The 25,963-nt window shown below is 55.4% G+C and carries 25 protein-coding genes and 1 tRNA gene; 12 read left to right on the top strand and 14 right to left on the bottom strand.

Features of this window, described 5'->3' with window-relative positions; translation table 11 throughout:
• Positions 1-554 precede the first annotated feature (554 nt).
• The 4 genes from F0320_RS00855 to F0320_RS00840 form a co-directional block, all read right to left on the bottom strand.
• Positions 555-631: transfer RNA gene (locus F0320_RS00855), tRNA-Pro, on the bottom strand.
• 91 nt (positions 632-722) lie between these two features.
• Positions 723-2,417: a kdo(2)-lipid A phosphoethanolamine 7''-transferase gene (eptB, locus tag F0320_RS00850; RefSeq protein WP_126330537.1), complete on the bottom strand. Its 1,695-nt coding sequence runs from the start codon at positions 2,415-2,417 to the stop codon at positions 723-725.
• A 239-nt stretch (positions 2,418-2,656) separates the two neighbouring features.
• Positions 2,657-3,859: an L-lactate MFS transporter gene (locus F0320_RS00845; RefSeq protein WP_033146995.1), complete on the bottom strand. Its 1,203-nt coding sequence runs from the start codon at positions 3,857-3,859 to the stop codon at positions 2,657-2,659.
• Between the two features lie 238 nt (positions 3,860-4,097).
• Positions 4,098-4,796, bottom strand: coding sequence for an autotransporter domain-containing protein (locus tag F0320_RS00840; protein WP_126330531.1), 699 nt, complete (start codon positions 4,794-4,796; stop codon positions 4,098-4,100).
• A 153-nt stretch (positions 4,797-4,949) separates the two neighbouring features.
• On the opposite strand from F0320_RS00840, the gene tag reads away from it, so the two are divergent.
• Positions 4,950-5,531 carry a DNA-3-methyladenine glycosylase I gene (gene tag, locus F0320_RS00835; RefSeq protein WP_126330529.1) on the top strand — a complete coding sequence of 194 codons (582 nt, stop codon included), beginning with the start codon at positions 4,950-4,952 and terminating at the stop codon, positions 5,529-5,531.
• Complete coding sequence (locus F0320_RS00830) at positions 5,509-5,955, top strand: N-acetyltransferase (RefSeq protein ID WP_126330527.1); 447 nt, start codon at positions 5,509-5,511, stop codon at positions 5,953-5,955. The genes tag and F0320_RS00830 overlap by 23 nt, the downstream gene beginning before the upstream one ends.
• Here the strand turns inward: F0320_RS00830 and F0320_RS00825 are convergent.
• Positions 5,918-8,197: a molybdopterin guanine dinucleotide-containing S/N-oxide reductase gene (locus F0320_RS00825; protein WP_233443246.1), complete on the bottom strand. Its 2,280-nt coding sequence runs from the start codon at positions 8,195-8,197 to the stop codon at positions 5,918-5,920. The two genes, F0320_RS00830 and F0320_RS00825, sit on opposite strands and share 38 nt — an antisense overlap.
• Positions 8,198-8,408: 211 nt before the next feature.
• Between F0320_RS00825 and F0320_RS00820 the strand changes: the two genes are divergently transcribed.
• From F0320_RS00820 to ghrB, 6 genes are all read left to right on the top strand, one after another.
• Positions 8,409-9,071, top strand: coding sequence for an OmpA family lipoprotein (locus F0320_RS00820; RefSeq protein ID WP_126330523.1), 663 nt, complete (start codon positions 8,409-8,411; stop codon positions 9,069-9,071).
• Positions 9,072-9,251: 180 nt separating this feature from the next.
• A complete protein-coding gene (locus F0320_RS00815) occupies positions 9,252-10,268 on the top strand; it encodes a LacI family DNA-binding transcriptional regulator (RefSeq protein WP_039261180.1) in 1,017 nt (338 codons plus the stop codon).
• A gap of 103 nt (positions 10,269-10,371) precedes the next feature.
• Positions 10,372-11,121 (top strand): sugar phosphate isomerase/epimerase family protein, encoded by a 750-nt coding sequence (locus tag F0320_RS00810; protein WP_126330521.1) that lies wholly within the window; start codon positions 10,372-10,374, stop codon positions 11,119-11,121.
• 3 nt (positions 11,122-11,124) lie between these two features.
• Positions 11,125-12,063: a sugar kinase gene (locus tag F0320_RS00805; protein WP_126330519.1), complete on the top strand. Its 939-nt coding sequence runs from the start codon at positions 11,125-11,127 to the stop codon at positions 12,061-12,063.
• Positions 12,064-12,180: 117 nt separating this feature from the next.
• Positions 12,181-13,461 (top strand): MFS transporter, encoded by a 1,281-nt coding sequence (locus F0320_RS00800; protein WP_126330517.1) that lies wholly within the window; start codon positions 12,181-12,183, stop codon positions 13,459-13,461.
• A 26-nt stretch (positions 13,462-13,487) separates the two neighbouring features.
• Positions 13,488-14,462, top strand: coding sequence for a glyoxylate/hydroxypyruvate reductase GhrB (ghrB, locus tag F0320_RS00795; RefSeq protein WP_126330515.1), 975 nt, complete (start codon positions 13,488-13,490; stop codon positions 14,460-14,462).
• A 58-nt stretch (positions 14,463-14,520) separates the two neighbouring features.
• On the opposite strand, the gene cspE is transcribed toward ghrB, so the two are convergent.
• The gene (gene cspE, locus F0320_RS00790) at positions 14,521-14,733 is read right to left on the bottom strand and encodes a transcription antiterminator/RNA stability regulator CspE (RefSeq protein WP_003860775.1); all 213 of its coding nucleotides are present in this window, start codon (positions 14,731-14,733) and stop codon (positions 14,521-14,523) included.
• 247 nt (positions 14,734-14,980) lie between these two features.
• The gene (locus F0320_RS00785) at positions 14,981-15,691 is read right to left on the bottom strand and encodes a DUF3053 domain-containing protein (RefSeq protein ID WP_023309949.1); all 711 of its coding nucleotides are present in this window, start codon (positions 15,689-15,691) and stop codon (positions 14,981-14,983) included.
• A 331-nt stretch (positions 15,692-16,022) separates the two neighbouring features.
• On the opposite strand from F0320_RS00785, the gene F0320_RS00780 reads away from it, so the two are divergent.
• The gene (locus F0320_RS00780) at positions 16,023-16,310 is read left to right on the top strand and encodes an HTH-type transcriptional regulator (protein WP_029740975.1); all 288 of its coding nucleotides are present in this window, start codon (positions 16,023-16,025) and stop codon (positions 16,308-16,310) included.
• A 39-nt stretch (positions 16,311-16,349) separates the two neighbouring features.
• Here the strand turns inward: F0320_RS00780 and F0320_RS00775 are convergent, their stop codons facing one another.
• Positions 16,350-17,969 (bottom strand): ABC-F family ATP-binding cassette domain-containing protein, encoded by a 1,620-nt coding sequence (locus F0320_RS00775; protein WP_126330513.1) that lies wholly within the window; start codon positions 17,967-17,969, stop codon positions 16,350-16,352.
• Between the two features lie 242 nt (positions 17,970-18,211).
• A complete protein-coding gene (locus F0320_RS00770) occupies positions 18,212-18,703 on the bottom strand; it encodes an Hcp family type VI secretion system effector (RefSeq protein ID WP_126330511.1) in 492 nt (163 codons plus the stop codon).
• Positions 18,704-19,002: 299 nt separating this feature from the next.
• Here F0320_RS00770 and F0320_RS00765 point away from each other — a divergent pair, with 299 nt between their 5' ends.
• Complete coding sequence (locus F0320_RS00765; RefSeq protein WP_235211332.1) at positions 19,003-19,311, top strand: polymorphic toxin type 44 domain-containing protein; 309 nt, start codon at positions 19,003-19,005, stop codon at positions 19,309-19,311.
• Positions 19,289-19,753, top strand: coding sequence for a hypothetical protein (locus tag F0320_RS00760; RefSeq protein WP_047651748.1), 465 nt, complete (start codon positions 19,289-19,291; stop codon positions 19,751-19,753). Before F0320_RS00765 ends, F0320_RS00760 begins: the two co-directional genes overlap by 23 nt.
• A gap of 72 nt (positions 19,754-19,825) precedes the next feature.
• Here the strand turns inward: F0320_RS00760 and glyS are convergent, their stop codons facing one another.
• The 3 genes from glyS to F0320_RS00745 form a co-directional block, all read right to left on the bottom strand.
• Positions 19,826-21,895 (bottom strand): glycine--tRNA ligase subunit beta, encoded by a 2,070-nt coding sequence (gene glyS / locus F0320_RS00755; protein ID WP_126330509.1) that lies wholly within the window; start codon positions 21,893-21,895, stop codon positions 19,826-19,828.
• 9 nt (positions 21,896-21,904) lie between these two features.
• Positions 21,905-22,840 carry a glycine--tRNA ligase subunit alpha gene (glyQ, locus tag F0320_RS00750; RefSeq protein ID WP_126330506.1) on the bottom strand — a complete coding sequence of 312 codons (936 nt, stop codon included), beginning with the start codon at positions 22,838-22,840 and terminating at the stop codon, positions 21,905-21,907.
• Positions 22,841-23,001: 161 nt separating this feature from the next.
• Positions 23,002-23,307 carry a YsaB family lipoprotein gene (locus tag F0320_RS00745; RefSeq protein ID WP_047651750.1) on the bottom strand — a complete coding sequence of 102 codons (306 nt, stop codon included), beginning with the start codon at positions 23,305-23,307 and terminating at the stop codon, positions 23,002-23,004.
• Positions 23,308-23,490: 183 nt separating this feature from the next.
• Between F0320_RS00745 and F0320_RS00740 the strand changes: the two genes are divergently transcribed.
• Complete coding sequence (locus F0320_RS00740) at positions 23,491-24,486, top strand: acyltransferase (RefSeq protein ID WP_126330504.1); 996 nt, start codon at positions 23,491-23,493, stop codon at positions 24,484-24,486.
• On the opposite strand, the gene F0320_RS00735 is transcribed toward F0320_RS00740, so the two are convergent.
• Together F0320_RS00735 and F0320_RS00730 are read right to left on the bottom strand one after the other, a co-directional pair.
• On the bottom strand, positions 24,479-25,399 hold the full coding sequence (locus F0320_RS00735; protein WP_126330502.1) for a GlxA family transcriptional regulator: 921 nt from the start codon (positions 25,397-25,399) through the stop codon (positions 24,479-24,481). The two genes, F0320_RS00740 and F0320_RS00735, sit on opposite strands and share 8 nt — an antisense overlap.
• Complete coding sequence (locus F0320_RS00730) at positions 25,399-25,938, bottom strand: isochorismatase family protein (protein ID WP_126330500.1); 540 nt, start codon at positions 25,936-25,938, stop codon at positions 25,399-25,401. Before F0320_RS00730 ends, F0320_RS00735 begins: the two co-directional genes overlap by 1 nt.
• Positions 25,939-25,963 lie beyond the last annotated feature (25 nt).

Here is a 25,963-nt window from a genome sequence, read left to right as displayed (position 1 = left end):
CCGGTCCGGTCGGAGATGCCCGAAGGCTTTAAAGGGATGGAGAATCCTTTCAGAAGAGCGTTTGAGTTGCAGCGCAGATCGTCCCTGAAATGCCCCTCATGCCCTACAATCTGTCAACAGAATGTGAAAACGTCAATACAGGTGACGGGGATTTACGCTGAGTGTGAGAAACCGCAAACAAAGATTAAAAAAACTATGTATGCCAGTTTTCAGCAGGGAAATTTATGCTACTCGCTATCTTGCAGCACAAGTCTCTTCATATTTCGCAACAATCAGTGATTAACTTTTATTCAGAATGGGTAAATTTTCTTGCGGAATGGTGATTATCTGAGCACTAAATACCGCGAACGTTAAAACGCACAGCGAAAAATGCTGAGGTTATCCATAAGCAACGCGAAAAAAGATCAATCTATATATAAAAAAATACAATGGATTATGTCACAAAATCGTTAACAGGCAGGGAGAAGCAGGCCTAAGGGGCGTTTTGGATACTCTGACGGGATAAGATCATAATGCAAAAAGGGCTAACCTTGCGATTAGCCCTTTTCAGAATGTGGTCGGCGAGAGAGGATTCGAACCTCCGACCCACTGGTCCCAAACCAGTTGCGCTACCAAGCTGCGCTACTCGCCGAATGCGGAGCGCATCTTACTGCTGAGGTGCGCCCCCGTCAATCCCTTATTTTCAAAAAGCCATTCAACTGGCGATATTCTCGCCAGAGCAGCTACTGCGCGGCTTTTACGCTGTTATCAGGGAGTTTACACCAGTTGTTGTTTTCGTTAATCCCACCGTTCGGTGAGGTATAGCCGAGACAGCCCATAATGGTGTCGTAAAGCTCAACGTGACGACGCGGCACCTTCATCTCCGCCTCTTTTTTCAGCTGAGCAAACATCTTCGCCTTCTCCGGATTTTCCAGATACTTATCCGACATCCACATGATCATCGGCACGCGGAACTGCTCTGGCGGTGCCAGCTTGCGCGGCGTACCGTGCAGGTGCTCTTTCTCGTTGATGGATTCACCGTGGTCTGCCGCGTAAATCACAATCGCTTTTTTATCGCGCAGCTGGTCGATCACCCGACTCAGGAAGGTATCCACGTACAGCACCGAGTTATCGTAGGCGTTGATCAGCTCCTGCTTGCTGCAGTCTTTATTAATGCCCACGCACTCAGGCTGCCACTTCGCGAAATCACGCGTGTAGCGCTGATAATAGCTGTAATGCGACCCTTTGGTATGCAGAATAACCAGATGCTTACCCTGCGGATGGTTCTTGAGGGATTGCGACATCTCTTCCAGCAGCAGCATGTCGTCGACGTTTTTGCCGCGGTTACGCGGCTCGGCGCCAATCTGCTCACGGTACGCTATGTTATCTGCCAGAGTATTGGTGTAGAACCACATCTCACTTTGCATGGCGAACAGGTCTGAGCTAAATCCAAGCTGCTTCAGCACGGCAAACACGTTCTGCTCTTTCAGCGTGCGTTGCGGGTTATCGCTTGCACCGCCTTCACGCACAAACATACAGCGCAGCGAAAGCTTCGTTGCGGTATCGCAGGAATAGCCACGGTAAGCCACCAGGTTTTTCTCCTGCGCCAGCTTTGGCGTGGTATCCCGGTTATAGCCGAGAATACCCATATGATCCCAGCGCGTCGTTTCGCCGATGACAAAGACGACGTACGTATCATCAATCCCGTCGGCTGGCGGCTGGTAGGTGAATTGTTTCGTTGGATTGATCAGCGATTTCACATCACTGGATTCGTCCGCCTGCGCCCAGGCATACAGACCTAACGCTGACAGCCAGTTAGACGGCAAATACGAGTTTGCCACCACGCCGCCATAGCTTGGCATATCCACGCCCGTTCTTTTTTCGAGGCGTTTTTGCTGCGTCTCCATCAGGCGAATAGGCGCCCATACCAGCAGACCGGCCAGCAGGACGACGACGATATTGCGGATCCGCTGTCCACGGGTGCGCAGCTGGCGTAACAGCGTATAGCGGCAGGTATTGCTCCAGATAAAGAACAGCGGGATCAGACAGGCTAAAACCGTCCAGACGATAAAGCCTTTCCCTACCACCTCTTTCGAGAGGTCGATATCCGTGGTCATCACCGAGGCAACGATACCGTAACCAATGACCACGTTCATAAAGGTCATGTAATAGCTTGCGGCGGCGGAAATAATCACCACCAGCGAGGCCAAAATTTGCCAGGTACGTCGGCCAAAAAGGGACAGCAGGCGTAAGAGGAAGAAGGTAGCGAGGACGGAGCCGAACACTTCAATGGCGGCAAAAATACCATTACTCACGGTAAGGTTTTCAAAATAACCTTCCACTCTTCTGAACAGTACCGCGCCATTCAGAAATAATCCGATATAGACAGCCAGCATCAGACACAATCTTTGCTGGGTAAGAGACCTAATGTATTTCATGCAAACAACCCTGGGGGAAGGGGTATAAAGACCCGTCGAATCTCAAAGAGAAAGCGGACAGAGTAAGTAAATGCGTAAGGAAGCGTTATGAGAAACGTCTACAAGCGCGGTAAGTAGACCACAGCGGGAGAGAAAAGTGGCAGCAGAGAGTGTGATCGGTGTAAATTTTTACAAAATATCGAGACGGGAAGCGTCTCGCATAAAGAAAAAAGAGGCCACAGAGGCCTCTTTCATACAGCTTACGCGTGCGCTTCTTTGAATACTTCGCGCTGCGGCTGGCGAATCGTGGTCGAGAGCGCCAGCGAGATAATCAGCAAGGCAAATATGACGCAGAAGGTCACGTAGAACCCGCCGAACAGGGAGGCAATCAGCGAGCCGCAGATGCTGCCGATCCCGAAGCCAAGATAGATAACGCCGTAGTTTTTCGCCAGATTGTTCAGGCCAAAGAACTCGCTCACCAGTGACGGGAAGACGGTAATGGTGCCGCCGAAGTTAAAGGCCACGCAGGCAATCGCCGCAAAGAAGGTGGCTTCATTCAGCGGAGCGAACAACAGCGCCGCCATACCGACCAGCGAAACCACCTGCCCAATCGTAATCACACGGATGCGGGCAATTTTGTCAGACAGAATACCGAGCACCAGACGACCGGAGAGGTTGGCTATGGAGATGACCGTCACCGCATTCGCCGCCGTAGCCGCATCCAGCTTCACCATCCCCTGCGCGATATCCTTCGCCACGCCAATGACATAAAGACCGCTCATGCAGGCCGTCAGGAACATCACCGCCAGCATCCAGTACTGCGGTTTACGCATAGATTGCGCGAGAGTGAAGTCGTTCTCCACCACGCCGTTAACGGATTTGACCTCCTGCTGCGGCGCATCGGTCATCAGCGTGGCGCCGAACAGAATCATCACCAGCACGATTGCGCCCCAGATCATAAAGGTGTTTTCGAGGCCAACGGACGCCAGCAGATGGGAGTCGATAAATTTGAACCCGAGGCTGCCCAGGCCATAAGAGCCGATGGCGAACGCGGAGATTAAGCCTTTACGCTCCGGGAACCACTTCACGCAGTTCGACAGCGTCAGCAGATAACCTGCGCCATCGGCCAGACCCACCAGCACGCCGGCGCTCAGCCACAGCATCATCAGGTTGCTGGAGTGCGCCGTCAGGAAAAAGCCCAATCCCAGCAGAATGCCGGACGCCATGGTCACACGCTTCACGCCAAAACGCTCCTGCAGCTTGCCCGCGACCGAAGACGAAATCGCCAGACCCAGGCTCAGCAAACCAAAGGAGAACGCGACCTGGCTGACCGGCGCGCCGAGTTTGTCGGAAAGCGCGCTGTTAAACAGGCTCCAGGTATAGACCGACCCCAGCGCAAACTGGGTGACGATGGTGCCAAAGAGCGTGAGCCAGCGCGTGCGGTTATAAGTTGATGTGTTCATGGCAGTTGTCCTGCAAGAGAAATTAAGGAAGTTCGCTGAGGACAACGATAAACAAAACCTTAAAACGCCTGGGGTAAAACGGCATGAAATGCAGGCGGAACGGAATGAAATGCCTGGAATCGGGAATGAATGGCCTGGCCCGGGAATAAAGCGACAGCGTGTTAGTACCTGCTATCGCTGTATAGCCCGTGGTTGTTGTATTCGAGATGTTATCGTAACGTTTAAAAAAGTAACAACTCTAGAAATTTGCGCTAACGCCGAGGGTGTATAAAAACTCCTCACCGGTGGTGGAGTGCTCCCCTTGAGCCAGCGACGCATAGGCCGCCACGTGCGTATTAAAGGGAATATCCGTTCCCACGGTGACGTCCATCCAGCTACCGTTTTGGGCAGGGGCTGGCGTTTGCGGCATGCCAAACTGCGATTTCCACTGGTTTTCACCAAACTGCTGGTTATAGCTAATCTGCGCCCATGGCCGGAGATCGCCATACTGGGTATTCACGCGCCACCCCAGCGTGCTGACGCTGGCATGCCAGAGCGGGTCGATGATTGCCTGCGTCGACGCGCTATCACCAAACTCGTTGATCATCATGGGAGCCGTGCCGTCGTAGCGCCACGCCACTACCGGGCCGGTGGTGATACGCGCTGAAACCGGAAAATTCCAGCCCACGCTCATCGCCCCCTCCGTCGCGCTGCCAGACGGTATATTCAGGGCAAGACCCGGCGCATTTTGTGAAGACTGAATGCGCTCAGCCAAAATATCCTCATAACGCGGTTGGTGATCCGCGTCCCATGTATAGCGTTCCGCCGTATTATTTTGGGCGTCTGAAACGATATATTCCTGTTGCCAGGCAGACGCTGTATTACAAAAAAACAGGCAGGCAGAAATCCCCACCAGGCCAGAAGCAGCATGGCGACCACTGATTTTTTTTATCATCATCAACGCGACCCCAGAGAGAGCCGAATTCGGCGATATTTGTCGTTATTCAGGAAGAGCTTATAGCCCTTGTATTAACTATTGTCTTTATAGTAAACACGTCAAGCCAGTCAGAATGAAATTTTGCGAAATCAGTATCAATAAGGGAGATGACGGATGGAACGTTGCGGTTGGGTGAGCCAGGATCAGCTTTATATCGACTATCACGATCGGGAATGGGGCGTGCCGGAAACGGATGGCAAAAAACTCTTTGAGATGATCTGCCTGGAGGGCCAGCAGGCGGGGTTGTCATGGATTACGGTGCTGAAGAAACGCGAAAACTACCGCAACGCCTTCCATCAGTTCGATCCTGTCGCCGTCGCCGCGATGAACGATGAAGATGTGGAACGCCTGGTGCAGGACGCCGGCATCATCCGTCATCGCGGTAAGATCCAGGCCATCATCGGTAACGCACGCGCTTACCTGGCGATGGAACAAAACGGCGAATCATTCTCAGATTTTGTCTGGACGTTTGTGAACAACGATCCGCAGGTCACCCAGGCCGCTACGCTCGCGGAAATCCCGGCCTCCACCCCGGCCTCGGATGCGCTCTCGAAGGCCCTGAAAAAACGCGGCTTTAAGTTTGTCGGCTCCACCATCTGCTACGCCTTTATGCAGGCCTGTGGCCTGGTCAACGACCACGTTACCGGCTGCTTCTGTCATCCGGGAGGCCATCATGATCCGCAAATGGCAAAGTGAGAATACCGCGCCGCTTTTGAGCCTGTGGCTTGAAAGCACCACGGAAGCGCATCCGTTTATCGAGCCGGATTACTGGAAAGAGAACGAGGCCATGGTGCGGGACGTTTATCTGCCGTCGGCGGAAACCTGGGTCTGGGAACAGGATGGCGAGCCATACGGATTTATCAGCGTGATGCAGTCTCAGTTTGTCGGCGCGCTGTTTGTCGCACCATCATGCATCGGGAAAGGCATCGGGCGCGCGCTGCTGAACCATGTTCAACAGCGCTTCCCGCATTTAACGCTGGAGGTATATCAGAAAAATGTGCGGGCGGTGAATTTCTACCATGCTCAGGGCTTTCGCATTGAAGACAGCGCCTGGCAGGATGATACCCAGCACCCGACGTGGATCATGAGCTGGCAGGCGGATCAAACGCCGTTAAGGTAAGCTCGGGTCCCTGATATTTTTCTACCCAGGCCAGCGCCGTGTTCCCTGCGCAGCCATTCCCCAGCTTCGAGCTGGGGAGATCTTTGGTCAGCACGTTAACCGCCCCGTTTTTACAGATCCCTCCCTCGGCGGGCTCAAGGTCGGGCCATGCGCCCTGATGAATGCAGATCACGCCCGGTTTAATTCCGTCGCTCACTACCGCCCCTGCCAGCACCTGCCCGCGCGAGTTCCAGACGCGCACCACGTCGCCGTCCGCAATCCCGCGCGCTTTCGCATCGAGGGTATTCAGCGTGATCGGCTCTCGCCCGGCGACCGCATACTGCTCGCGCAGGGACGTATAGTTAAGCTGGCTGTGCAAACGGTGCGCGGGATGCGCAGACAACACCTGCAGCTGTTCCGGCTGGGCGTTGCCGTGCCACTCGTCCGGCTCGAGCCACATCGGGTGTGGCGGGCAGTCGGCATAGCCAAAGCTGGCGATGCGCTCGCTGTGGATCACGATCTTTCCGCTCTCGGTTTTCAGCGGGTGGTTCTCCGGGGCGCGGCGGAAATCGGCGAAACGGACAAACTTCGCGTTCTGTTCGCTCTCCGGCATCTCGACGATCTGGTTCGCCTCCCAGAACTCGGCAAATGGCGGAAGCGTCACGCCCTGCGCCGCGCCGCGCTGGCCGGCAATCTGGTAGAAGGTTTCCAGCCATTGCAGATCGCTTTTCCCTTCGGTAAAACGCTCGCGGCCGCCCGCTTCCCAGAGCTCGCTCAGTTCAGCAAACACGTCAAAATCATCACGTGCTTCGTCTCGCGGGGCGACAACGCGCTTCATCGGGACCATATGCTGGTTGCTGTAGTCGCCGGTCATGGTGAGATCGTTACGCTCAAACGAGGTGGTCGCCGGGAGCACGATATCTGCATGCTTAGCCGAACCGGTCCAGAAGCACTCGGAAATCACCACCAGCTCCGGCTTTTGCCAGGCGCGGATCAGGCGGTTGGTATCCTGATGGTGCGTGAAGTTCGATCCGCCCGCCCACCAGACAAATTTAATGTCCGGGAAGTGGCGGTCCAGGCCGTTGTGCTGATAAAAACCGCCGGGATTTTCAAGGGCTTCAACAATACGCGCCACCGGGATTTTATCTACCGCATCCACGCCGCCCTGTACCGAGCCTTGCAAAGACGCCAGCACCGCCGCTTTACGCGTCGGGTTACCGCCGTTCGCGAAGTGATAGGAGAGACCAAAACCGCCGCCCGGCGTGCCGATCTGCCCAAGCATCGCGGCAAGGGTCACCAGCATCCAGTGTTTTTGCTCACCAAACTGCTGGCGCTGCATTCCCCAGCCGGACATCAACATCGTGGTATTTTTATGAAACAACGCCGCCAGTTCGCGGATTTTATCAGCAGAAACGCCACAAATCTCTGCTGCCCACTCTGCCGTTTTTGCTACCCCATCGGATTGGCCCGTCAGGTAGTCGACGAATTTATCGAAACCGGTGGTACAGCGCGTCAGGAATTCAACATCGTGCCAGCCGTTTTCTACCAGCGTATGGGCAATCCCCAGCATCATCGCCACGTCGGTGCCCATATGCGGGGCAATCCACTCGGCGCTGTCGCCGAAGAAATCCATGGTTTCAGAGCGCATAGGGTCAATGCAGATGATGCGCTTGCCGCTTTTGCGCAGCGCGTCGAAATACCCGATGCCCTGCTCGTCGCTGGCGTTCCAGGCAATTTTCAGCGTGTTGAGGGGGTTAGCGCTCCAGAGCACCACCACGTCGGTATGTGCCAGCACCAGCGGCCAGCTGGTCTGCTGCTGGTACACTTCGTTCCCTCCCACGACGTACGGCATGATCGCCTGCGCCGCGCCGGTGGAGTAATCCCCGAGATGGCCGGTATAGCCTCCCGCCAGGCTCATGTAGCGCTGCAGCAGCGTCGAGGCCTTGTGCAGCACGCCGTTAGAACGCCAGCCGTAGGAGCCGGCAAAAATGGACGACGGACCGTAAGTGTCGCGAATGCGCTTATGCTGGGCGTGGATCAGCGCCAGCGCGTCATCCCAGCTCACGCGAACAAACTCATCCTGACCGCGGATCCCCTGCGGCTTGTCCGGCGAGGCCAAAAAACCTTTACGCACCATCGGCCAGCGCACGCGCGTTTTGCTGTGCACCTGATCGCGAACGACGGTCTGTAACGAGTTGGGATGTTGGGTCGGTAGTGCCCCGCGGGACGACAGAACATTTTCGCCATCGGTTTCGACCAGCATCGGCCCCCAGTGGGCGGCGGTCAGAATGGTTTTCGTTGAGGTGCTCAAGCGTGCGCTCCTGGTTGCGTGCAGGTTTACGGCCTTCTTGTTGAGGCAGTTTATGGTTTGTCACAAATTTCAGAGTTATACCCGGAATTTTCTCCGTATCTGGACGTCATAATCAACTGCCACGCTCGCCGTGGCAAAGAATAAAAAGGATTAAGGAAAGAAGATGAAAAAACGCGTACTCGTTATTGCCGCTCTGGTGAGCGGTGCACTAGCTGTTTCTGGCTGCACAACTAACCCTTACACCGGTGAGCGTGAAGCGGGTAAATCCGGCATTGGCGCAGGTATCGGCTCGCTGGTCGGCGCAGGCGTGGGGGCACTCTCCTCCTCCAAGAAAGACCGCGGTAAAGGCGCGCTAATTGGCGCAGCGGCGGGTGCGGCACTGGGCGGCGGCGTTGGCTATTACATGGACGTGCAGGAAGCGAAGCTTCGCGACAAAATGAAGGGAACCGGCGTGAGCGTGACGCGCAGCGGCGATAACATCATCCTGAATATGCCGAACAACGTGACCTTCGACAGCAGCAGCGCAACGCTGAAACCCGCAGGTGCGAACACCCTTACCGGCGTGGCGATGGTGCTGAAAGAGTACAACAAGACCGCCGTGAACGTGATGGGCTACACCGACAGCACCGGCAGCCAGGATCTGAACATGCGTCTGTCCCAGCAGCGCGCCGATTCCGTGGCCAGCTCGCTGATTACCCAGGGCGTTGAAGCGAACCGTATCCGCACCAGCGGCATGGGCCCTGCCAACCCTATCGCCAGCAACAGCACGACGGAAGGCAAAGCGCAGAACCGCCGCGTAGAGATTACGTTAAGCCCAATTCAGTAGGTAAAAGCAAAACGGCAACGCTCGTTGCCGTTTTTAGTGGTTGCACCCTCTCCCGTGGGAGAGGGGCGGGGTGAGGGCATCAGACCGCACCCTCCGGTAAGCGCAGCGCCACCGGGCAAATTACTTGATTCGTCTGATTTTCCCGTTAAGGTATTCTCACTAAATTCAGGGAAATCAGCGATGAGCAAACCAGCCCGGGCCACCATCAGCGACGTGGCGAAAGCCGCCAAAACCGGTAAAACCAGCATTTCGCGCTACCTTAACGGCGAGAAACACCTGCTGTCCGACGCATTGCTGGCGCGTATTGAACAGGCCATTGCCGATCTCGACTACCGTCCCAGCCTCATGGCGCGGGGGCTCAAACGTGGCCGCACCCGCCTTATCGGGCTAATCATCGCCGATATCACCAACCCCTATTCCGTTAACGTGCTCAGCGGTATTGAAGCCGCCTGTCGCGAGAAAGGTTTCACGCCCCTGGTCTGTAATACCAACAACGAAGTCGACCAGGAGCTGCATTACCTCGATCTGCTGCGCAGCTATCAGGTCGAAGGGATCGTGGTGAACGCGGTGGGCATGCGGGAAGAGGGTTTAAACCGCCTGCAGCAGTCCTCTCTGCCTATGGTCCTCATCGACCGTAAAATCCCGGAATTTGCCTGCGATGTGGTCGGGCTGGATAACACCCAGGCCGCCACGACCGCCACGGAACATCTGATCGAACAGGGCTTCGAGGCCATTCTGTTTCTGAGTGAACCGCTAGGGATGGTCAACACCCGTCGCGAGCGTCTTAGCGCATTTCGCGCCACGCTGGAGCGATATCCCGGCGTGATCGCCGAAAATGCCGAAACGCCGCTTCACGAAGCCGACCAGCTCGACAACACCCTGCGCCAGTTCCACACGCGCCATCGCGGTATGCGCAAAGCCGTTATCTCCGCCAACGGGGCGCTGACGCTTCAGGTCGCCCGCTCGCTCAAGCGCATTGGCCTGCACTGGGGCAGCGATATCGGTCTGCTGGGGTTTGATGAACTGGAGTGGGCGGAGCTGGCTGGCGTCGGCATCACCACACTCAAACAACCCACCTGGCAGATTGGCTATGCTGCTGTTGAACAAGTGGTTCGTCGCATTGAAGGCACCAGCGATGCCGTTCGCGAGCAGGTCTTCTCCGGAGAGCTGATCGTTCGCGGCTCCACTGCGCGTTAATTTTCCCTTGTGATACCGATCATAAATTCGACATCCTGACCTTTTCTTTGGAACCGGTTCCATCTAGCGTAATAGTATTGATATGTTGCGATGGAGTCCGAAGATGGGCAGGAAAATTATGGTGGTCACCGCCGCGTACGGTGCGGAACAGGTGCGACAGGCAGGCGGCCAGCGGGCAATGCTTCCCGTTATTGCAGGCGCGGGGGCAGACGGCGTGGAGATCCGCCGGGAACTGTTCAGCAGCGAAGAGCTGCTGACGCTGCCTGCGCTGGGCGAATCCATTGAGCTGCTGGGCCTGCTGGCGTGCTACTCCGCCCCCGCCGCCCTGTTTATGCCCGACGGCACCCTCAACCCGGACCTGGCCCGCTATCTCTCGGAGGCCAGCACCCTGAACGCCCTGTGGCTGAAGGTTTCCCTGGGCCATTTCCGCGATGTGCAGCCTCTCGACACCCTGCGTAGCCTGCTGAACGCAAGCGGCATGGCGCTGGTCGTGGAGAACGATCAGACCGACTGCGGACAGCTCGCGCCCATGCAGCGCTTCCAGGCCGCCTGTCGGGAAATGGCTTTACCCATCACGCTGACCTTCGACATGGGCAACTGGCTGTGGGTCGGTGACTCCCCCGAAGAGGCCGCCCGTCACCTTGCCCCTGCGGTGAGCTATATCCACGTGAAAGCCGCCGTGCCGCATAAAGATAACTTCCGCGCCGTGGCGCCGGACCACGCTGATGCGCGCTGGCTCGATCTGCTCGGCCAGCTGCCTGCCGATGCCCCGCGCGGTATCGAGTTCCCGCTGCAAGGGACGGATTTAACCGCCGTTACCCGCCATTACGTTAACCTGCTGCGCGAGGAGTAAACCATGCACAAGACGCTGGATGTCATCACGATCGGCGAGGCCATGGCGATGTTTGTCGCCACCGAAACGGGCGAGCTGAGCGCGGTAGAGCACTTTATTAAACGAGTGGCAGGCGCAGAGCTAAACGTCGCGACCGGCCTGGCGCGCCTTGGCCTGAACGTCGGCTGGGTCAGCCGCGTGGGGGACGACAGCTTTGGCCATTTCGTTCTCGATTCGCTGAAAAAAGAGGGGATTGATTCCGCAGGCGTCACCCTCGACGGACGCTTCCCTACCGGCTTTCAGCTTAAATCCAAGGTCGAAAATGGAACCGATCCCATCGTGGAGTATTTCCGCAAAGGATCGGCCGCAAGCCACCTCTCAGTGGCGGATTACCACGCCGACTATTTCGCCTCCGCTCGCCATCTGCACCTAAGCGGCGTGGCGGCAGCGCTGTCCGCCAGCTCGTATGAACTGCTGGATCACGCGGCAGCCACGCTGAAAGCCCAGGGAAAAACGATCTCTTTCGATCCGAACCTGCGCCCGGTGCTGTGGAAAAGCGAAGCGGAAATGGTCGAGAAGCTGAACCGTCTGGCGTTCCAGGCTGACTGGGTTCTGCCGGGCCTGAAAGAAGGGATGATTCTGACCGGCGAAAGCACGCCGGAAGGCATTGCCGATTTCTACCTGAATAAAGGGGTAAAAGCGGTGGTGCTGAAGACCGGCGCCGATGGTGCATGGTTTAAGACGGCCGACGGCCAACAGGGCGCGGTCGCGGCGGTCAAGGTTGAGAACGTAGTCGACACCGTCGGCGCGGGCGATGGTTTTGCCGTGGGCGTCATTAGCGCCCTGCTGGAAGGCAAAACGCTGTCGCAGGCCGTGGCGCGGGGCAACAAGATTGGCTCGCTGGCCATTCAGGTGCAGGGCGACAGCGAAGGATTACCTACGCGAGCAGAGCTCGGCGTTTAACTTCCCTCTCCCTGTGAGAGAGGGCCAGGGTGAGGGCAGCAAGCCACACCAAATAATTAAGCCACCGTGTACCCTACAGACAACGGCGGTAACAACCTCAACAACAGAGGCAAGCCTATGAACAGTTCGACCAATGCAGTAAAACGCTGGTGGTACATCATGCCAATCGTGTTTATCACGTACAGCCTGGCGTACCTTGACCGTGCCAACTTCAGCTTCGCGTCCGCGGCGGGGATCACAGAGGACCTTGGCATCACCAAAGGTATCTCCTCTCTGCTGGGCGCCCTTTTCTTCCTTGGCTATTTCTTCTTCCAGATCCCCGGCGCGATTTATGCGGAACGCCGCAGCGTGCGTAAGCTGATCTTCGTCTGTCTGATCCTGTGGGGCGCCTGCGCGTCACTGACCGGCGTGGTGAACAATATTCCTGCCCTGGCTGCCATTCGCTTTATCCTCGGCGTCGTTGAGGCGGCGGTCATGCCGGCGATGCTGATCTACATCAGCAACTGGTTTACCAAATCTGAACGCTCGCGCGCGAATACCTTCCTGATCCTCGGTAACCCGGTCACGGTGCTGTGGATGTCGGTGGTGTCTGGCTACCTGATCCAGTCCTTCGGCTGGCGCGAGATGTTTATCATCGAAGGGGTGCCGGCAGTGATCTGGGCATTCTGCTGGTGGGTGCTGGTGAAAGATAAACCTGCCCAGGCGAAATGGCTTTCCGAAGACGAAAAAGCGGCGCTGCAGGCACAGCTGGATAAAGAACAGCAAGGTCTGAAGGCGGTACGCAACTACGGTGAAGCCTTCCGCTCGCGCAACGTGATCCTGCTCTGCGCGCAGTACTTTACCTGGAGCATTGGCGTGTACGGCTTTGTGCTGTGGCTGCCGTCGATTATCCGCAGCGGCGGCGAAAACCTCGGCATGGTCGAAGTAGGCTGGCTGTCATCCGTACCATATCTGGCGGCAACCATCGCCATGATCGTCGTCTCCTGGGCATCGGACAAGCTGCAGAACCGAAAATTGTTTGTCTGGCCGCTGCTGCTGATCGCTGCTTTTGCCTTTATCGGCTCGTGGGCCGTGGGTGCAAATCACTTCTGGGCCTCTTATACCCTGCTGGTGGTCGCCGGTGCCGCCATGTATGCCCCGTATGGTCCGTTCTTTGCCATCATCCCGGAAATGCTGCCGCGTAACGTTGCGGGTGGCGCGATGGCCCTGATTAACAGTATGGGTGCGCTGGGGTCGTTCTGCGGCTCCTGGTTCGTCGGCTACCTGAACGGTGCCACCGGCAGTCCGTCCGCATCGTACATCTTTATGGGGGTGGCGCTTTTCGCCTCCGTGTGGCTTACTCTGATTGTTAAGCCTGCTAATAATCAACAACACCCCATCGGCGCACGCCACGCCTGAACCCTTAAAAATCAACGGAGATTAGCATGAAGCCGTCCGTCATTTTGTACAAAGCACTGCCGGAAGATCTGCAGAAACGTCTTGAAGAACACTTCACCGTCACGCAGGTGAAGAACCTGAGCCCGGAAACCGTGGCGCAGCACGCCGAAGCGTTCGCCAGCGCTGAAGGCCTGCTGGGTTCAAGCGAGAAAGTGGATGTCGCCCTGCTGGAGAAAATGCCGAAGCTTCGTGCTACCTCTACCGTTTCCGTGGGTTACGACAATTTCGATGTGGATGCCCTGAACGCCCGCAAGATCCTGCTGATGCATACGCCACATGCCCTGACGGAAACCGTGGCCGATACGCTGATGGCGCTGATGCTCACCACGGCCCGTCGCGTGGTGGAAGTGGCTGAGCGCGTCAAAGCGGGCGAATGGACAAAAAGCATTGGTCCGGACTGGTTCGGTGTGGACGTTCACGGCAAGACGCTGGGCATTGTCGGTATGGGTCGTATCGGGCTGGCGCTGGCGCAGCGCGCGCATTTTGGTTTTAACATGCCGATTCTGTATAACGCGCGTCGCCATCACAGTGAAGCCGAAGAACGCTTCAACGCCCGTTACTGCGAGCTGGATACCCTGCTGCAGGAAGCCGATTTTGTTTGTCTGGTTCTGCCGCTGACGGACGAAACGCGTCATCTGATTGGCAAATCCGCATTTGAAAAAATGAAGAAATCCGCCATTTTCATCAACGCGGGTCGCGGCCCGGTGGTGGATGAGAAGGCGCTGATTGAGGCCCTGCAAAACGGTGAGATCCATGCAGCAGGTCTGGACGTGTTTGAGCAGGAGCCGCTGCCGGTGGATTCGCCGCTGCTTTCGCTGCCTAACGTGGTTGCGCTGCCGCACATCGGCTCAGCCACCCATGAGACGCGCTACAACATGGCGGCCACTGCGGTCGATAACCTTATCGCCGCCCTAAGCGGAAAGGTGGAGATAAACTGCGTGAACCCGCAGGTACAACGATAGAAACGAAAAAACCCGCCAGAAGGCGGGTTTTTGAATTTTGTGCTACTGGGTTGGAAGCTTACAGGCTTACAACGTTACCAGCTGCTGGGCCTTTAGCGCCGCTTTCGATGGTGAAGGAAACTTTCTGACCTTCGTCCAGAGATTTGTAGCCATCGTTCTGGATAGCAGAGAAGTGTACGAACACGTCTTTAGAGCCATCGTCAGGAGTGATGAAGCCGAAACCTTTATCAGCGTTGAACCATTTTACCAGACCAGTCATTTTAGCAGACATAGAAATTACCTTATTAACAAATATATTGTGCCTTCCGGCTTGATGGATTGCGTTACAGATTTTTAAGCGATGAAGGAAGGGTCACTACGAAGGGTATCTATGGATAACAATCTGGACTGCTTTACTAAACTGCTTTAGGTCTGTGTAACAAACCGACGGGGATAGTTATACCGATGTGGTAGATGAATGACAAGCGTTATTTTCGATATGCATAAAAAAACCCCGCCAGAAGCGGGGTTTTTTCGGTTTATTCTGTGGCCGTGACTGCGGCACTCCAGGCCTGGCTAAAGGCCTGATGCTGGGAGGCTAGCGGCCCAATCAGCGTATTGTACTGGCTTGCCTGCTGCGAGGTCGGGAACTGAATGCCGTTGGCAACAAAGCTCACCTGGGTATCCTGCTGGGCGATAAAGTCACCCACCTGAACCAGCTGCTGCGTGAAGATTTGCGCGGCCGGAATCAGCGGTTGCAGCGCTTCAGACGGTTTCGTCACCACTTTCTCATACACTTTGTCGAAGACAGGTTTGAGATCGTCGCCCTGCTTCAGCGCAGAACGTGATGCGTCAGCCTGCATTTTCGCATTCTGTAACTGCTGGCTCAGTACGCCAAGCGCACCGTTGGACTGGCGAAGCGGTTCGCGCTGCGTCATATAATCCTGCGGAACGCGAATGGCGTTCACGCTATCCACTACCGGACGGATACCGGAATCCATCGCCTGGCTCACCTGCTGTGAATAACCATAAAGAATGGCGTAATCGGACACGAAGGGGCCAAACTGTTTTTTCTGATCCGCAGTCAGCGTCGGCAACCGCTCGCCGCTGCGCATCACTGTATTCTGCAGAAAATCGATAAACGCTTTGCGCTGATCGCCTTCTTTATCAAAACACCCACTCAGGCTAACAACCATCAACAACGCCGCAATAGGCGCAAACCAGCGAGAGCAGGACTTTCCTGTCGCCATTTTATTACTCCTTTCACCCAAAAAAGCGCACACCGGCACACGCGTGCCCGACGCTGACAAGGATAGTCCAGGTCAGCCTTGCAAGATACTCTTTTCATGCAAAACGGCTATTGCCGATTTATTTCTTACCATTTACAAAAAAATACCTGCCGAAGCCGACATATGACTAATCAGGTAATTAGCATAACTATCCATATCGCTGAATCGCGTAAAGCGATCGTTATCGCACAATTAATCACACCCGTGACGATCCTGGGTTCGTATTAGGGACTATTCTTAACTGGCTCTCTGATGTTCTTGATCACGATGTGAGATTTAAGAGGAGTCCTCAATGGAATATAAAGATCCTGAGTTTGAGCTGCTGAGCAGCCTGGAACAGATCATTTTTAAAGACGTACCGCAGGCGATTACCCTGCAACAAAAATCCAATCCCTTTACAGAATACGAGCAATTGCGCAAAGGGACAGGACTGAAAACAGAAGAATTCGCCAGAGCGATGGGTGTCAGCGTGGCTATGGTGCAGGAGTGGGAGTCAAAACGTGAGAAACCCACCCCAACCGAGTTAAGGCTGATGCGCCTGATTCAGGCCAACCCTGCACTCAGCAAACAGATAGCGTAGTGAAGATTGAATGCCCCCGCCTCTGCGGGGGCTTGTGTTTTAAAGGCTCTCGCAACGCCAGCCCGCCTCTTCCCATACCCACTCATGCGTTAACGTTAAACCTCTTAAAAAAGCCTCGTCGTGTGATACCACCAGCAGCGCGCCGGGGAAACCGGCCAGTGCCGCTTCAATGGCCTGGACTGAGGCCAAATCCAGATGGTTGGTAGGTTCATCCAGCAGCAAAAGCTGCGTAGCCTCCGCGCGCCACAGCACGCAGGCCAGCGCGGCCTTAAGACGCTCGCCGCCGCTGAGCTCCGCCAGCGGGAGCGTAACTTTGTCGGCGCCTAGTTGAAGCTGCGCCAGACGGGTTCGCAATACCCCTTCTTCCAGAGGCGTATGACTCAGGTTGAGATGCGTCATGACCGACTGCGAAAGATCGAGCCGGGAAAGATGTTGGTCAAGATAAGCGCAGCTGACTGAAACCCTACAGGTACCCGAACGGGGAGCAATCTCGCCGAGGATGGTTTTTAACAGCGTCGATTTTCCGCAGCCGTTCGGTCCCTTTAACGCCACGCGCATCGGTCCGTCCATCCGCCAGTTGAGTGGAGGAACTGGCACATGCGGCAGCACCAGATCCTCCAGCACCAGTACCTGCTTCCCGTCCGGGATCTGACTCCCCGGCAGGGTGAACATTACCGGGTTATCTTCTTCAACGCGTTCACGCGCCTTGCTTACCGCGGCGTTCAGGGCTTCATTTTGCTCGCTGTGCTGTTTTTTCCAGGAGCCAATCCGCTCCTTTGCCGCGCCTTTATATTTGACCCGCTCGAACGACGCGATATTCAGGGTATCGACGGTCCGCAATGTCTTTGCCGAACGCCGCTGGCTGTCATCATGCTCTTTTTGCATGCGTGCCCGAGTGCGTTTGCGCTCGGTTGCAGCATGTTCCAGCGCCGCGCGGGCCGCCTGCTGTTCGGCATCGCGCTGGGTTTGATAATCCGCATAATTCCCGCCGTAGCTGCGCAGACCCGAGGCGCTCAGCTCAAGGATACGCGGCACCAGCTCCAGCAGCTCGCGGTCATGGGAAGCCACCAGCACGCCGCCCTGAAAACGACTGAGCTGGTCGTAGAACCACGCCCGGCCCTGTCGGTCCAGATGGTTAGTGGGTTCGTCCAGCAGCATGAAATCCGCCTCAGCCGTAAACGCCCCGCACAGCAGGGCGCGAACGCGCTCGCCGCCGCTGAGTTCAGCGGCAGGTTTCTCCGGGTCAAACGGCGGGAGATTCGCATTGATAAACGCCTCGCTCAGGCGCTCGGCCACATCCCAGCGGCCGTCGAGCGTGTCCAGATCGTCAGGCTGGTAATCGCCGCTGTCGATGCGCTTACGCGCCGCAAAAATAGCGTCATACCCGAGCAGTTCAGCAAGCGTCGTCTGCGGCGAAATGACGTGCTGCTGCGCCACCCAGGCATGCGAGCCAAAGCGTTCAATATGACCGGAAGCCGGTTCGTCCAGCCCCGCCAGCAGACGCAGCAGACGCGTTTTCCCGCTGCCGTTGCGGCCAACCAGCGCGCACAGGGTGGGTTCCAGCGTGAGATTCAGCGGACCAAAAAGTGTATCGCCCGTCGGAAACTGACAGGTGACCTGATGCAAAATAAAAGAAGGGGACTGCGCAAAATGAGCCATAAGCACTCCTGAATGAAATCAAAACATCCCCTGCAGACGCGGTGGCGTTTAGCAAGGGTCGAAATTCATCAGTCGTGTTTGTTCATTTTTGGGGGGCACTCCAGCGCGAGAAAGTTAACGCGTTAAGGATAGCGGTAATGTGTTGAAGGTTTCAAGGTTAAATTTTGGTCGATGCAAAACATGTGGGTTAAGCATCGACCAGGATTGTATACCGATTACGAGTAAAAGAAATAAACACTCATTTAACCTGTTTGACGTTCATTCCATGCATCCGCAAACTGAACATTCCCATCACAATATTTCCATGTGATTTTCTCATAACGTAATTGTATGCCTTCATTATGATTATGAATTTTCATTGAAGGTTCTTTGCAGTTATGCATCACGGGATTGACACTCACAACTCGTACATTTTCAAGAAATATATTGAAATATTCAACCTCCTGGCCTGCATCGTTTATTTTGTACCATTTGAACTCAGCGCTCTTAAGCGTCTGACCAGTTGCAACAGCTTTATAAAAATATGGGCTGGATGAATCAAACTCTTTTTCAAATGTGAGAGGTGAATGTAAACGAGTCCCAGTGATCTTCCCAGTATTGTTATCTGTAGGAACAAGTAAACCATGACCAAATGATAAAATCTCTATACTGCCCTCACGATCTTGAACATCAACGGATCCTTTTATATCATTGCCGCCATCATCCTTAAGCCAAAGATAAGCTGGTATTGCCATTTTCATTCCTCCCTGAGATGTGAGAGTACAGTACATATAAAAAACAAAACTCATTTAATACATTTTGTGTCATTAATAAAGATGATGAAACAGCCTAATTCATTCGTTAAAAAAATTGCATATAACGTAATGAAATTTGATCTTAAACATTACATGTAAAAAATTACAGCCCTATTTTTTAATCTCTATTAAAAGCAAGGGCTATTACAATGGCTTGTATTCCTCTTTACCCTCCACAGGGATTAAATGCATTGAAAGAACATATCAGGTTAGCTCGGGCACGCGGAGAAGTTCAGGGAATGGCAACCCCCTTAACCTATTTATGGTTTTATCAACGCGTACGAAACAGAGGTCCGTGGGATTACAAACAAAAAAGTAGGCTGTGGGCTGACTTTGGTAATTTTCACTATGGTGCAGTTGGTTATGCCGCTTGCATACCTGAAAAAATATTACATATTGCAGGCGGTGTAGCTCAAGAAATAGCCGGTACATCCGATACCAAGCGCTGGGGACATTTTTATTCTAATCATCTCCCTTATGGCGATGACCCGATAGATCAATTCTGGATACAGCAAGGCATAGACTATGTTAAACAGCATCACCTTTAAGGCGCTACACTGGATCGTCACTATCATTATGGGTGTTATGATTGGCTGTCATTTTTATTTTGAATACGAGCAACGCATAACGGTACGAGATAAGCTCTACAATGCTCGTCAACTCACACCGCGTACATGGTTATATATCACTGAATACGCGGGAGCCAATATGACCACAGGAAACGTATACCGCTATTTCTTAGCGGGTAAATTAAACGGCAATCCCCTATTCATGCTGGAAAAACAAGGCATAGCCCCTACGCTGACAGCCAATACCCCCAGCGCAAAAGTCGATGGCATAGGCAATAATGTCTCATTCACGGTTTATGGAACGGTATACGACTTTTCGACCACCGCTTTTTTCTATGATACCGACGGGATAGCGGTTGCCCCTTCGATCGATCTCACGGCGCGGGGAGAAGGGTGGGATAAAGGAAAATTTAGTCGATAAAAAAACCCGCCGAAGCGGGTTTTTCTCACCTGTAGGCCCGGGCAAGCGAAGCGCCGCCGGGCAACGGGCACCTTACTGCAGCAGCGAAATATCCGCCACGCGCAGGAACAGCTCGCGCAGTTTATCGAGCATAGAGAGACGGTTAATACGCAGCTCTTTATCTTCTACGTTCACCATCACTTTCTCGAAGAAGGCGTCGATCACGTCACGCAGCTCGGCCAGCTCCACCAGCGCTTCCTGGTAGCGACCTTCCGCGAAGTAAGGCTCGAGCTTGTCGCGCAGCACCACAACCTGCATCGCCAGAGCGATCTCTTCCGGCTCTTTCAGGGTCGCGGCGTTCACACGCTCGTTCAGCGTCTCGTCGGATTTCGCCAGAATGTTGGATACACGCTTGTTGGCCGCGGCCAGGGCAGATGCCGCTTCCAGCGTACGGAAGTGGGAAACCGCCTTCATACGCGCATCGAAATCAGCCGGACGGGTCGGACGACGCGCCAGCACCGCCTGAATGGTGTCAACGGTGTAGCCTTCGTCCTGATACCACGCGCGGAAACGACCGAGCATAAAGTCGATCACATCATCCACAACCTTCGCGTTAGTCAGTTTGTCGCCGTACAGACGCACCGCTTCTTCGGTCAGGGTCTGCAGATCGAGGTTCAGGTTCTTCTCAACGATGATACGCAACACGCCGAGCGCAGCACGACGCAGCGCAAACGGGTCTTTGTCGCCTTTCGGATGCTGGCCGATACCAAAGATACCCGCCAGGGTGTCCATCTTATCGGCGATCGCCACGGCGCAGGCAACCGGGTTAGACGGCAGTTCGTCACCCGCAAAGCGCGGCTGATACTGCTCGTTCAGGGCGACGGCTACATCTTCCGCTTCGCCATCGTGACGCGCGTAGTGCATGCCCATTACGCCCTGGGTGTCGGTAAATTCGAACACCATGTTGGTCATCAGGTCGCATTTAGACAGCAGGCCCGCGCGAGTCGCGTGGTTGACGTCCGCACCGATTTCACGGGCAATCCAGCCGGACAGCTCCGCAATGCGGTCGGTCTTGTCGCGCAGCGTCCCCAACTGCTGCTGGAACAGCACGGTCTGCAGGCGCGGCAGGTTATCTTCCAGACGCTTTTTACGGTCGGTGTTGAAGAAGAACTCTGCATCCGCCAGACGCGGACGAACGACTTTCTCGTTACCGGAGATAATCTGGATCGGATCTTTCGATTCGATGTTTGCCACGAAGATGAAGTTTGGCAGCAGCTTGCCGTCGTTGGCGTAAACCGGGAAGTACTTCTGGTCACCTTTCATGGTGTACACCAGCGCTTCAGCCGGAACGGCGAGGAATTTCTCTTCGAACTTTGCCGTCAGCACAACCGGCCATTCCACCAGAGAGGTCACTTCTTCCAGCAGGCTGTCGCTCAGGTCGGCGTTACCGCCAATCTGGCGTGCCGCTTCTTCGGCGTCCGCTTTGATTTTGGCTTTACGCTGCTCATAGTCGGCAATAACCTTACCGCGCTCCAGCAGGATCTGCGGGTACTGGTCAGCATTGTCGATGGTGAACTCAGGCTCACCCATGAAGCGGTGGCCGCGGATCACGCGATCGGACGCCACGCCCAGAATGGTCGCCGGGATAACGGTATCGCCCAGCAGCAGGGTCACGGTGTGAACCGGACGCACGAAGTGCACGTCGGACGCGCCCCAGCGCATCAGCTTCGGAATCGGCAGCTTCGCCAGAGACGTGGCAATCATGTCCGGCAGCAGCGCTTCCGCGCTTTCGCCTTTCACGTGCGCACGATACAGCAGCCATTCGCCTTTATCCGTGGTCAGACGCTCGGCCTGATCGACGGTGATGCCGCAACCGCGCGCCCAGCCTTCAGCCGCTTTGCTCGGCTTGCCTTCCGCGTCAAACGCCTGGGCAATCGCCGGGCCACGTTTTTCGACTTCGCGATCCGGCTGAGACGCCGCCAGGTTAGCCACTTTCAGCGCCAGACGGCGCGGTGCAGCAAACCACTCAATTTTACCGTGTGCCAGGCCAGCGTTATCCAACTCGGCGGTCACGTTCGCAGCGAAAGATTCAGCCAGGCTGCGCAGGGCTTTTGGTGGCAGCTCTTCGGTGCCGATTTCCACCAGGAAAGTTTTCTCAGACATGGCCGCCTCTTATTCGTTTTCTTTGATGTCTTCTGACTTCAACTTGTTGCACATCGGGAAGCCAAGGGCTTCACGGGACGCATAGTAAGCTTCTGCAACGGCTTTGGTCAGGGTACGAATACGCAGAATGTAGCGCTGACGTTCAGTCACGGAGATGGCTTTGCGGGCGTCCAGCAGGTTGAAGCTGTGGGCGGCCTTCAGAATACGCTCGTAGGCAGGCAGCGGCAGCGGAGTCTCCAGCGCCAGCAGCTGCTGCGCTTCTTTCTCATACTGCTCGAAGCAGGTGAACAGGAAGTCCACGTCCGCGTATTCGAAGTTATAGGTGGATTGCTCCACTTCGTTCTGATGGAACACGTCGCCGTAGGTGGTTTTACCCAGCGGGCCGTCGCTCCAGACCAGGTCGTAAACGCTGTCTACGCCCTGAATGTACATCGCCAGACGTTCCAGACCGTAGGTGATTTCACCGGTGATTGGCTTACATTCCAGACCGCCAACCTGCTGGAAGTAAGTGAACTGGGTCACTTCCATGCCGTTCAGCCACACTTCCCAACCCAGACCCCAGGCACCCAGCGTTGGGTTTTCCCAGTTATCTTCCACGAAGCGAATGTCGTGGATGGTTGGATCCATACCCAGCTCTTTCAGCGACCCGAGGTACAGTTCCTGAATGTTGTCGGGTGATGGCTTAATCACCACCTGGAACTGATAGTAATGCTGCAGACGGTTCGGGTTCTCACCGTAACGACCATCGGTCGGACGACGGGAAGGCTGCACATACGCGGTCGCCATTGGCTCAGGCCCCAACGCGCGCAGGCTGGTCATCGGGTGTGAAGTGCCGGCGCCGACTTCCATGTCCAAAGGTTGAACAATGGTACAGCCCTGACGAGCCCAGTAATCCTGTAAGGTCAGGATCAGGCCCTGGAAGGTCTTGGTATCAAACTTTTGCATAGTATTTCGTGCTGGATACGTGTGGTTTTAAATGGAAGGGACCAGTATACCCGCTGGCTGCAAGATATACAGTACGAAACGGGGTTGTTTAGGGAAAATTGGGGAAATAAGCCTTCCGGCCAGAACGCTGACGGCGTCTGGCTGTTGATTATACGAGCAGGCTAGCGCATGGAGAGGTGTAAAAACTGACCGTCCGCATCAAACGAGCAGACAAAGCCCTCTTTGCGCGACGTATGCCCCCGCAGCTCATAGCTTCCCTGAAAACGCTCAAACCCGGTGACATCAATTTTCTGTACGTCAGAGTTATAGCGGCGAGCGGCCCGATCTTTACAGAGCGCTTCCATATTCAGTGAACGTTCCGGGCTCATTTTACCCTGCTGCGCTTTCTGCACAGGTGCTTCTTGCGGTGCGCTGCATCCCGCCAGGATCGCCAGCAGAAAGAGTGACGCCACACGCTTCATCATCATTTTTATTACCGCCCTGGTCAGTGGCTGTTATTTTTAGTATCAAAGCTTTTATAGATTACGGTCCGGCATTCTGCGAATCTCGCGGCCTCCCTACAAGCCTGCGGAATAAAACTCAGAATTTTCCAAGCGAAGACTTTTGGACAATGGCAGTCACACTCAATTTACAGGGAATACGAGGAACTGATGCAGTCAAAAATTAACTGGATTGATAACCTGCGAGGAATAGCGTGCCTGATGGTGGTCATGATCCACACGACGACCTGGTACGTCACGAATGCCCACAGCATCAGCCCCGTTAACTGGGATATCGCCAATATTCTCAACTCTGCGTCACGCGTCAGCGTGCCGCTGTTCTTTATGATTTCCGGCTTTCTCTTTTTTGGCGAACGCAGCGCGCAGCCGCGGCACTTCATCCGCATCGCGGCCTGTCTGGGGTTCTACAGCGCCGTTGCCCTGCTCTATATCACGCTGTTTACCTCCATTAACGCCGGGCTATCGCTGAAATACGTGCTGCAAAAACCGGTGTTCTACCACCTGTGGTTCTTCTTCGCCATTATCGTTATCTATCTGGTCTCCCCGCTCATCCAGGTAAAACACGTCAGCGGTAAAATGCTTCTGGCCCTGATGGTGGTGATTGGCATCATCGCCAACCCGAATACGGTTTCGCAAAAAATCGACGGATTTGAGTGGTTGCCGGTGAACCTTTATATCAATGGCGATACTTTTTACTACGTGCTTTACGGCATGCTGGGGCGCGCCATCGGGATGATGGACACGCAAAAACGCGGTCTGAACTGGCTCTGCGGGGCGCTGTTTATCGCTGGGGTGGCGGTGATTTCACGCGGGACGCTGCACGAGCTGCAGTGGCGCGGCAATTTTGCCGATACCTGGTATCTCTATTGCGGGCCGATGGTCTTTATCTGTGCCGTTTCGCTGCTCACGCTCGCCAAAAATACCCTGAACGCGCGTCCCCTGCCCGTGCTGAGCCTTATCTCGCGGCACTCTCTCGGGATTTACGGTTTTCACGCGCTGGTGATCCACGCGCTGCGCACGAGAGGCGTTGAGCTAAAAAGCTGGCCGGTGCTGGATATGGTCTGGATTTTTGCCGCCACGCTGGCGATCAGCCTGCTGCTGTCGATGCTGCTGCAAAAAATAGACGTTCGCCGCTTCGTCAGTTAACGCTGCGCTGCCGGGCGCGATGGTACTGGCGCGGGGAGGAAAAGCCCGCCGCCAGTGAAGCCTGCTCAACGCCGCGCCCCTGCAATAGCCACTGCTCCGCCACCGCCAGACGCAGCTGTTCCAGATAATCGCGAACGCTAATCCCTAAATGTGACTGGAAAAGCCGGGTGAGATGACGCGGGCTGACGTGCGCCAGTGCGGCAATGTCAGGCAAGCTCCACGTTTTTTGCGGCTCGGCGGTGAGCGCATCCTGCGCCCGATGGATCGCCGGATGAAGATGATTGCGGTAGCGCAGCCACGGAGAGAGCTGGGGATCGTCACCGGAACGGCGGAACCAGACCACCATCTCACGCGCCACACTCAGCGCCTTTTCGGGGCCGCACAGGCGGTTAATCATATGCAGCGCCAGATCGATGCCTGACGTGATCCCCGCGCTGGTCCAGATGTTCTCATCCTGCACAAAGATGCGGTTTTCTTTAATCGTCGCCGTGGGGGTCGCGGTGCGTAAACGGCTAATAACGTCATGATGGGTCGTGCACTGCCGGTTGTTCAACAGGCCCGATTTAGCCGCCAGTAAGGCCCCTGAACAGACGCACATCACGGTGATTTCCTGGCGCTGGATCTGCGGCTGCAGGCGCATCAACCAGTGCTGGATCTGCTGCGCCTGTGGCGTTGAGAACTGACTGCGGGAGTCGCTCACACCCGGCAGCACCAGCAGGCTGCCTTCCGGGAGACGCTCCGGCAGCGGCTGGATGCCGCTCATCGTCAGGCCAATGGACGTCGGAACCTCCGGCTGCGGGCCAATGTAATGCAGGCGAAACGCGTCGCCTGCCAGCACAAAGGTCTCTGCCGGGCCGGTCATGTCTAATGACAGCACCCCGGGCAACATCACGAACCAGACGTCGATGCGCATTACAATGACTCCAGCGTCTCCGCTACCGTTTTAATCTCGGCAAAACGCCCGGCCAGCACCGTCTCGGTACGATGGCGAATTTCCGCTGCGCTAAGGGTTATCCCCTTGTACGTCATGGGAAACGTCAGCGTTGCCTCACTAACAAAGGTCACAGCATAACCCAGATCGGATGCCACCCGGGCGGTGGTTTCACAGCATTGTTCAGTGCGAATGCCGCAGATAATCAGCTGGTTGATATCACGCTCGCGCAGCCAGCGGTCAAGCCCGGTATCCGTGAAGGCATTATGGACGTGTTTCTGAAAAACCACATCCGGCTGATGACGCAAAAAGGCCATCGGTTTGACATAGCCGCTTTGCAGCGTGAAGGGGCCGTCTTCATCCACGTGAAAAATATCAACGACCGGAATATTGCGCGTCTGGCAGCCTTCAATCAGCCCCAGCATCGCCTGCTGAAAGGCTGGGATCTCGCTTTCCTGCCAGTAATTGCGGTGATGAAATGACTGCTGAGTATCAATGTTGATTAATGCAATACGTGACATGATAAATCTCCTCGCCAGTGGGTGT

It is taken from the genome of Enterobacter dykesii, from assembly GCF_008364625.2.
GTDB classification, from domain to species: domain Bacteria; phylum Pseudomonadota; class Gammaproteobacteria; order Enterobacterales; family Enterobacteriaceae; genus Enterobacter; species Enterobacter dykesii.
Note: the sequence above shows the minus strand (reverse complement) of the source record. Positions and strands in the feature narration are given on the sequence as shown.

Bases quoted from the DNA above. Each gene is read 5' to 3' on its own strand.
- eptB (WP_126330537.1), bottom strand. From the start codon at position 2,417: ATGAAATACATTAGGTCTCTTACCCAGCAAAGATTGTGTCTGATGCTG.
- F0320_RS00845 (WP_033146995.1), bottom strand. From the start codon at position 3,859: ATGAACACATCAACTTATAACCGCACGCGCTGGCTCACGCTCTTTGGC.
- F0320_RS00840 (WP_126330531.1), bottom strand. From the start codon at position 4,796: ATGATGATAAAAAAAATCAGTGGTCGCCATGCTGCTTCTGGCCTGGTG.
- tag (WP_126330529.1), top strand. From the start codon at position 4,950: ATGGAACGTTGCGGTTGGGTGAGCCAGGATCAGCTTTATATCGACTAT.
- F0320_RS00830 (WP_126330527.1), top strand. From the start codon at position 5,509: ATGATCCGCAAATGGCAAAGTGAGAATACCGCGCCGCTTTTGAGCCTG.
- F0320_RS00825 (WP_233443246.1), bottom strand. From the start codon at position 8,197: ATGCTGGTCGAAACCGATGGCGAAAATGTTCTGTCGTCCCGCGGGGCA.
- F0320_RS00820 (WP_126330523.1), top strand. From the start codon at position 8,409: ATGAAAAAACGCGTACTCGTTATTGCCGCTCTGGTGAGCGGTGCACTA.
- F0320_RS00815 (WP_039261180.1), top strand. From the start codon at position 9,252: ATGAGCAAACCAGCCCGGGCCACCATCAGCGACGTGGCGAAAGCCGCC.
- F0320_RS00810 (WP_126330521.1), top strand. From the start codon at position 10,372: ATGGGCAGGAAAATTATGGTGGTCACCGCCGCGTACGGTGCGGAACAG.
- F0320_RS00805 (WP_126330519.1), top strand. From the start codon at position 11,125: ATGCACAAGACGCTGGATGTCATCACGATCGGCGAGGCCATGGCGATG.
- F0320_RS00800 (WP_126330517.1), top strand. From the start codon at position 12,181: ATGAACAGTTCGACCAATGCAGTAAAACGCTGGTGGTACATCATGCCA.
- ghrB (WP_126330515.1), top strand. From the start codon at position 13,488: ATGAAGCCGTCCGTCATTTTGTACAAAGCACTGCCGGAAGATCTGCAG.
- cspE (WP_003860775.1), bottom strand. From the start codon at position 14,733: ATGTCTGCTAAAATGACTGGTCTGGTAAAATGGTTCAACGCTGATAAA.
- F0320_RS00785 (WP_023309949.1), bottom strand. From the start codon at position 15,691: ATGGCGACAGGAAAGTCCTGCTCTCGCTGGTTTGCGCCTATTGCGGCG.
- F0320_RS00780 (WP_029740975.1), top strand. From the start codon at position 16,023: ATGGAATATAAAGATCCTGAGTTTGAGCTGCTGAGCAGCCTGGAACAG.
- F0320_RS00775 (WP_126330513.1), bottom strand. From the start codon at position 17,969: ATGGCTCATTTTGCGCAGTCCCCTTCTTTTATTTTGCATCAGGTCACC.
- F0320_RS00770 (WP_126330511.1), bottom strand. From the start codon at position 18,703: ATGGCAATACCAGCTTATCTTTGGCTTAAGGATGATGGCGGCAATGAT.
- F0320_RS00765 (WP_235211332.1), top strand. From the start codon at position 19,003: ATGGCAACCCCCTTAACCTATTTATGGTTTTATCAACGCGTACGAAAC.
- F0320_RS00760 (WP_047651748.1), top strand. From the start codon at position 19,289: ATGTTAAACAGCATCACCTTTAAGGCGCTACACTGGATCGTCACTATC.
- glyS (WP_126330509.1), bottom strand. From the start codon at position 21,895: ATGTCTGAGAAAACTTTCCTGGTGGAAATCGGCACCGAAGAGCTGCCA.
- glyQ (WP_126330506.1), bottom strand. From the start codon at position 22,840: ATGCAAAAGTTTGATACCAAGACCTTCCAGGGCCTGATCCTGACCTTA.
- F0320_RS00745 (WP_047651750.1), bottom strand. From the start codon at position 23,307: ATGATGATGAAGCGTGTGGCGTCACTCTTTCTGCTGGCGATCCTGGCG.
- F0320_RS00740 (WP_126330504.1), top strand. From the start codon at position 23,491: ATGCAGTCAAAAATTAACTGGATTGATAACCTGCGAGGAATAGCGTGC.
- F0320_RS00735 (WP_126330502.1), bottom strand. From the start codon at position 25,399: ATGCGCATCGACGTCTGGTTCGTGATGTTGCCCGGGGTGCTGTCATTA.
- F0320_RS00730 (WP_126330500.1), bottom strand. From the start codon at position 25,938: ATGTCACGTATTGCATTAATCAACATTGATACTCAGCAGTCATTTCAT.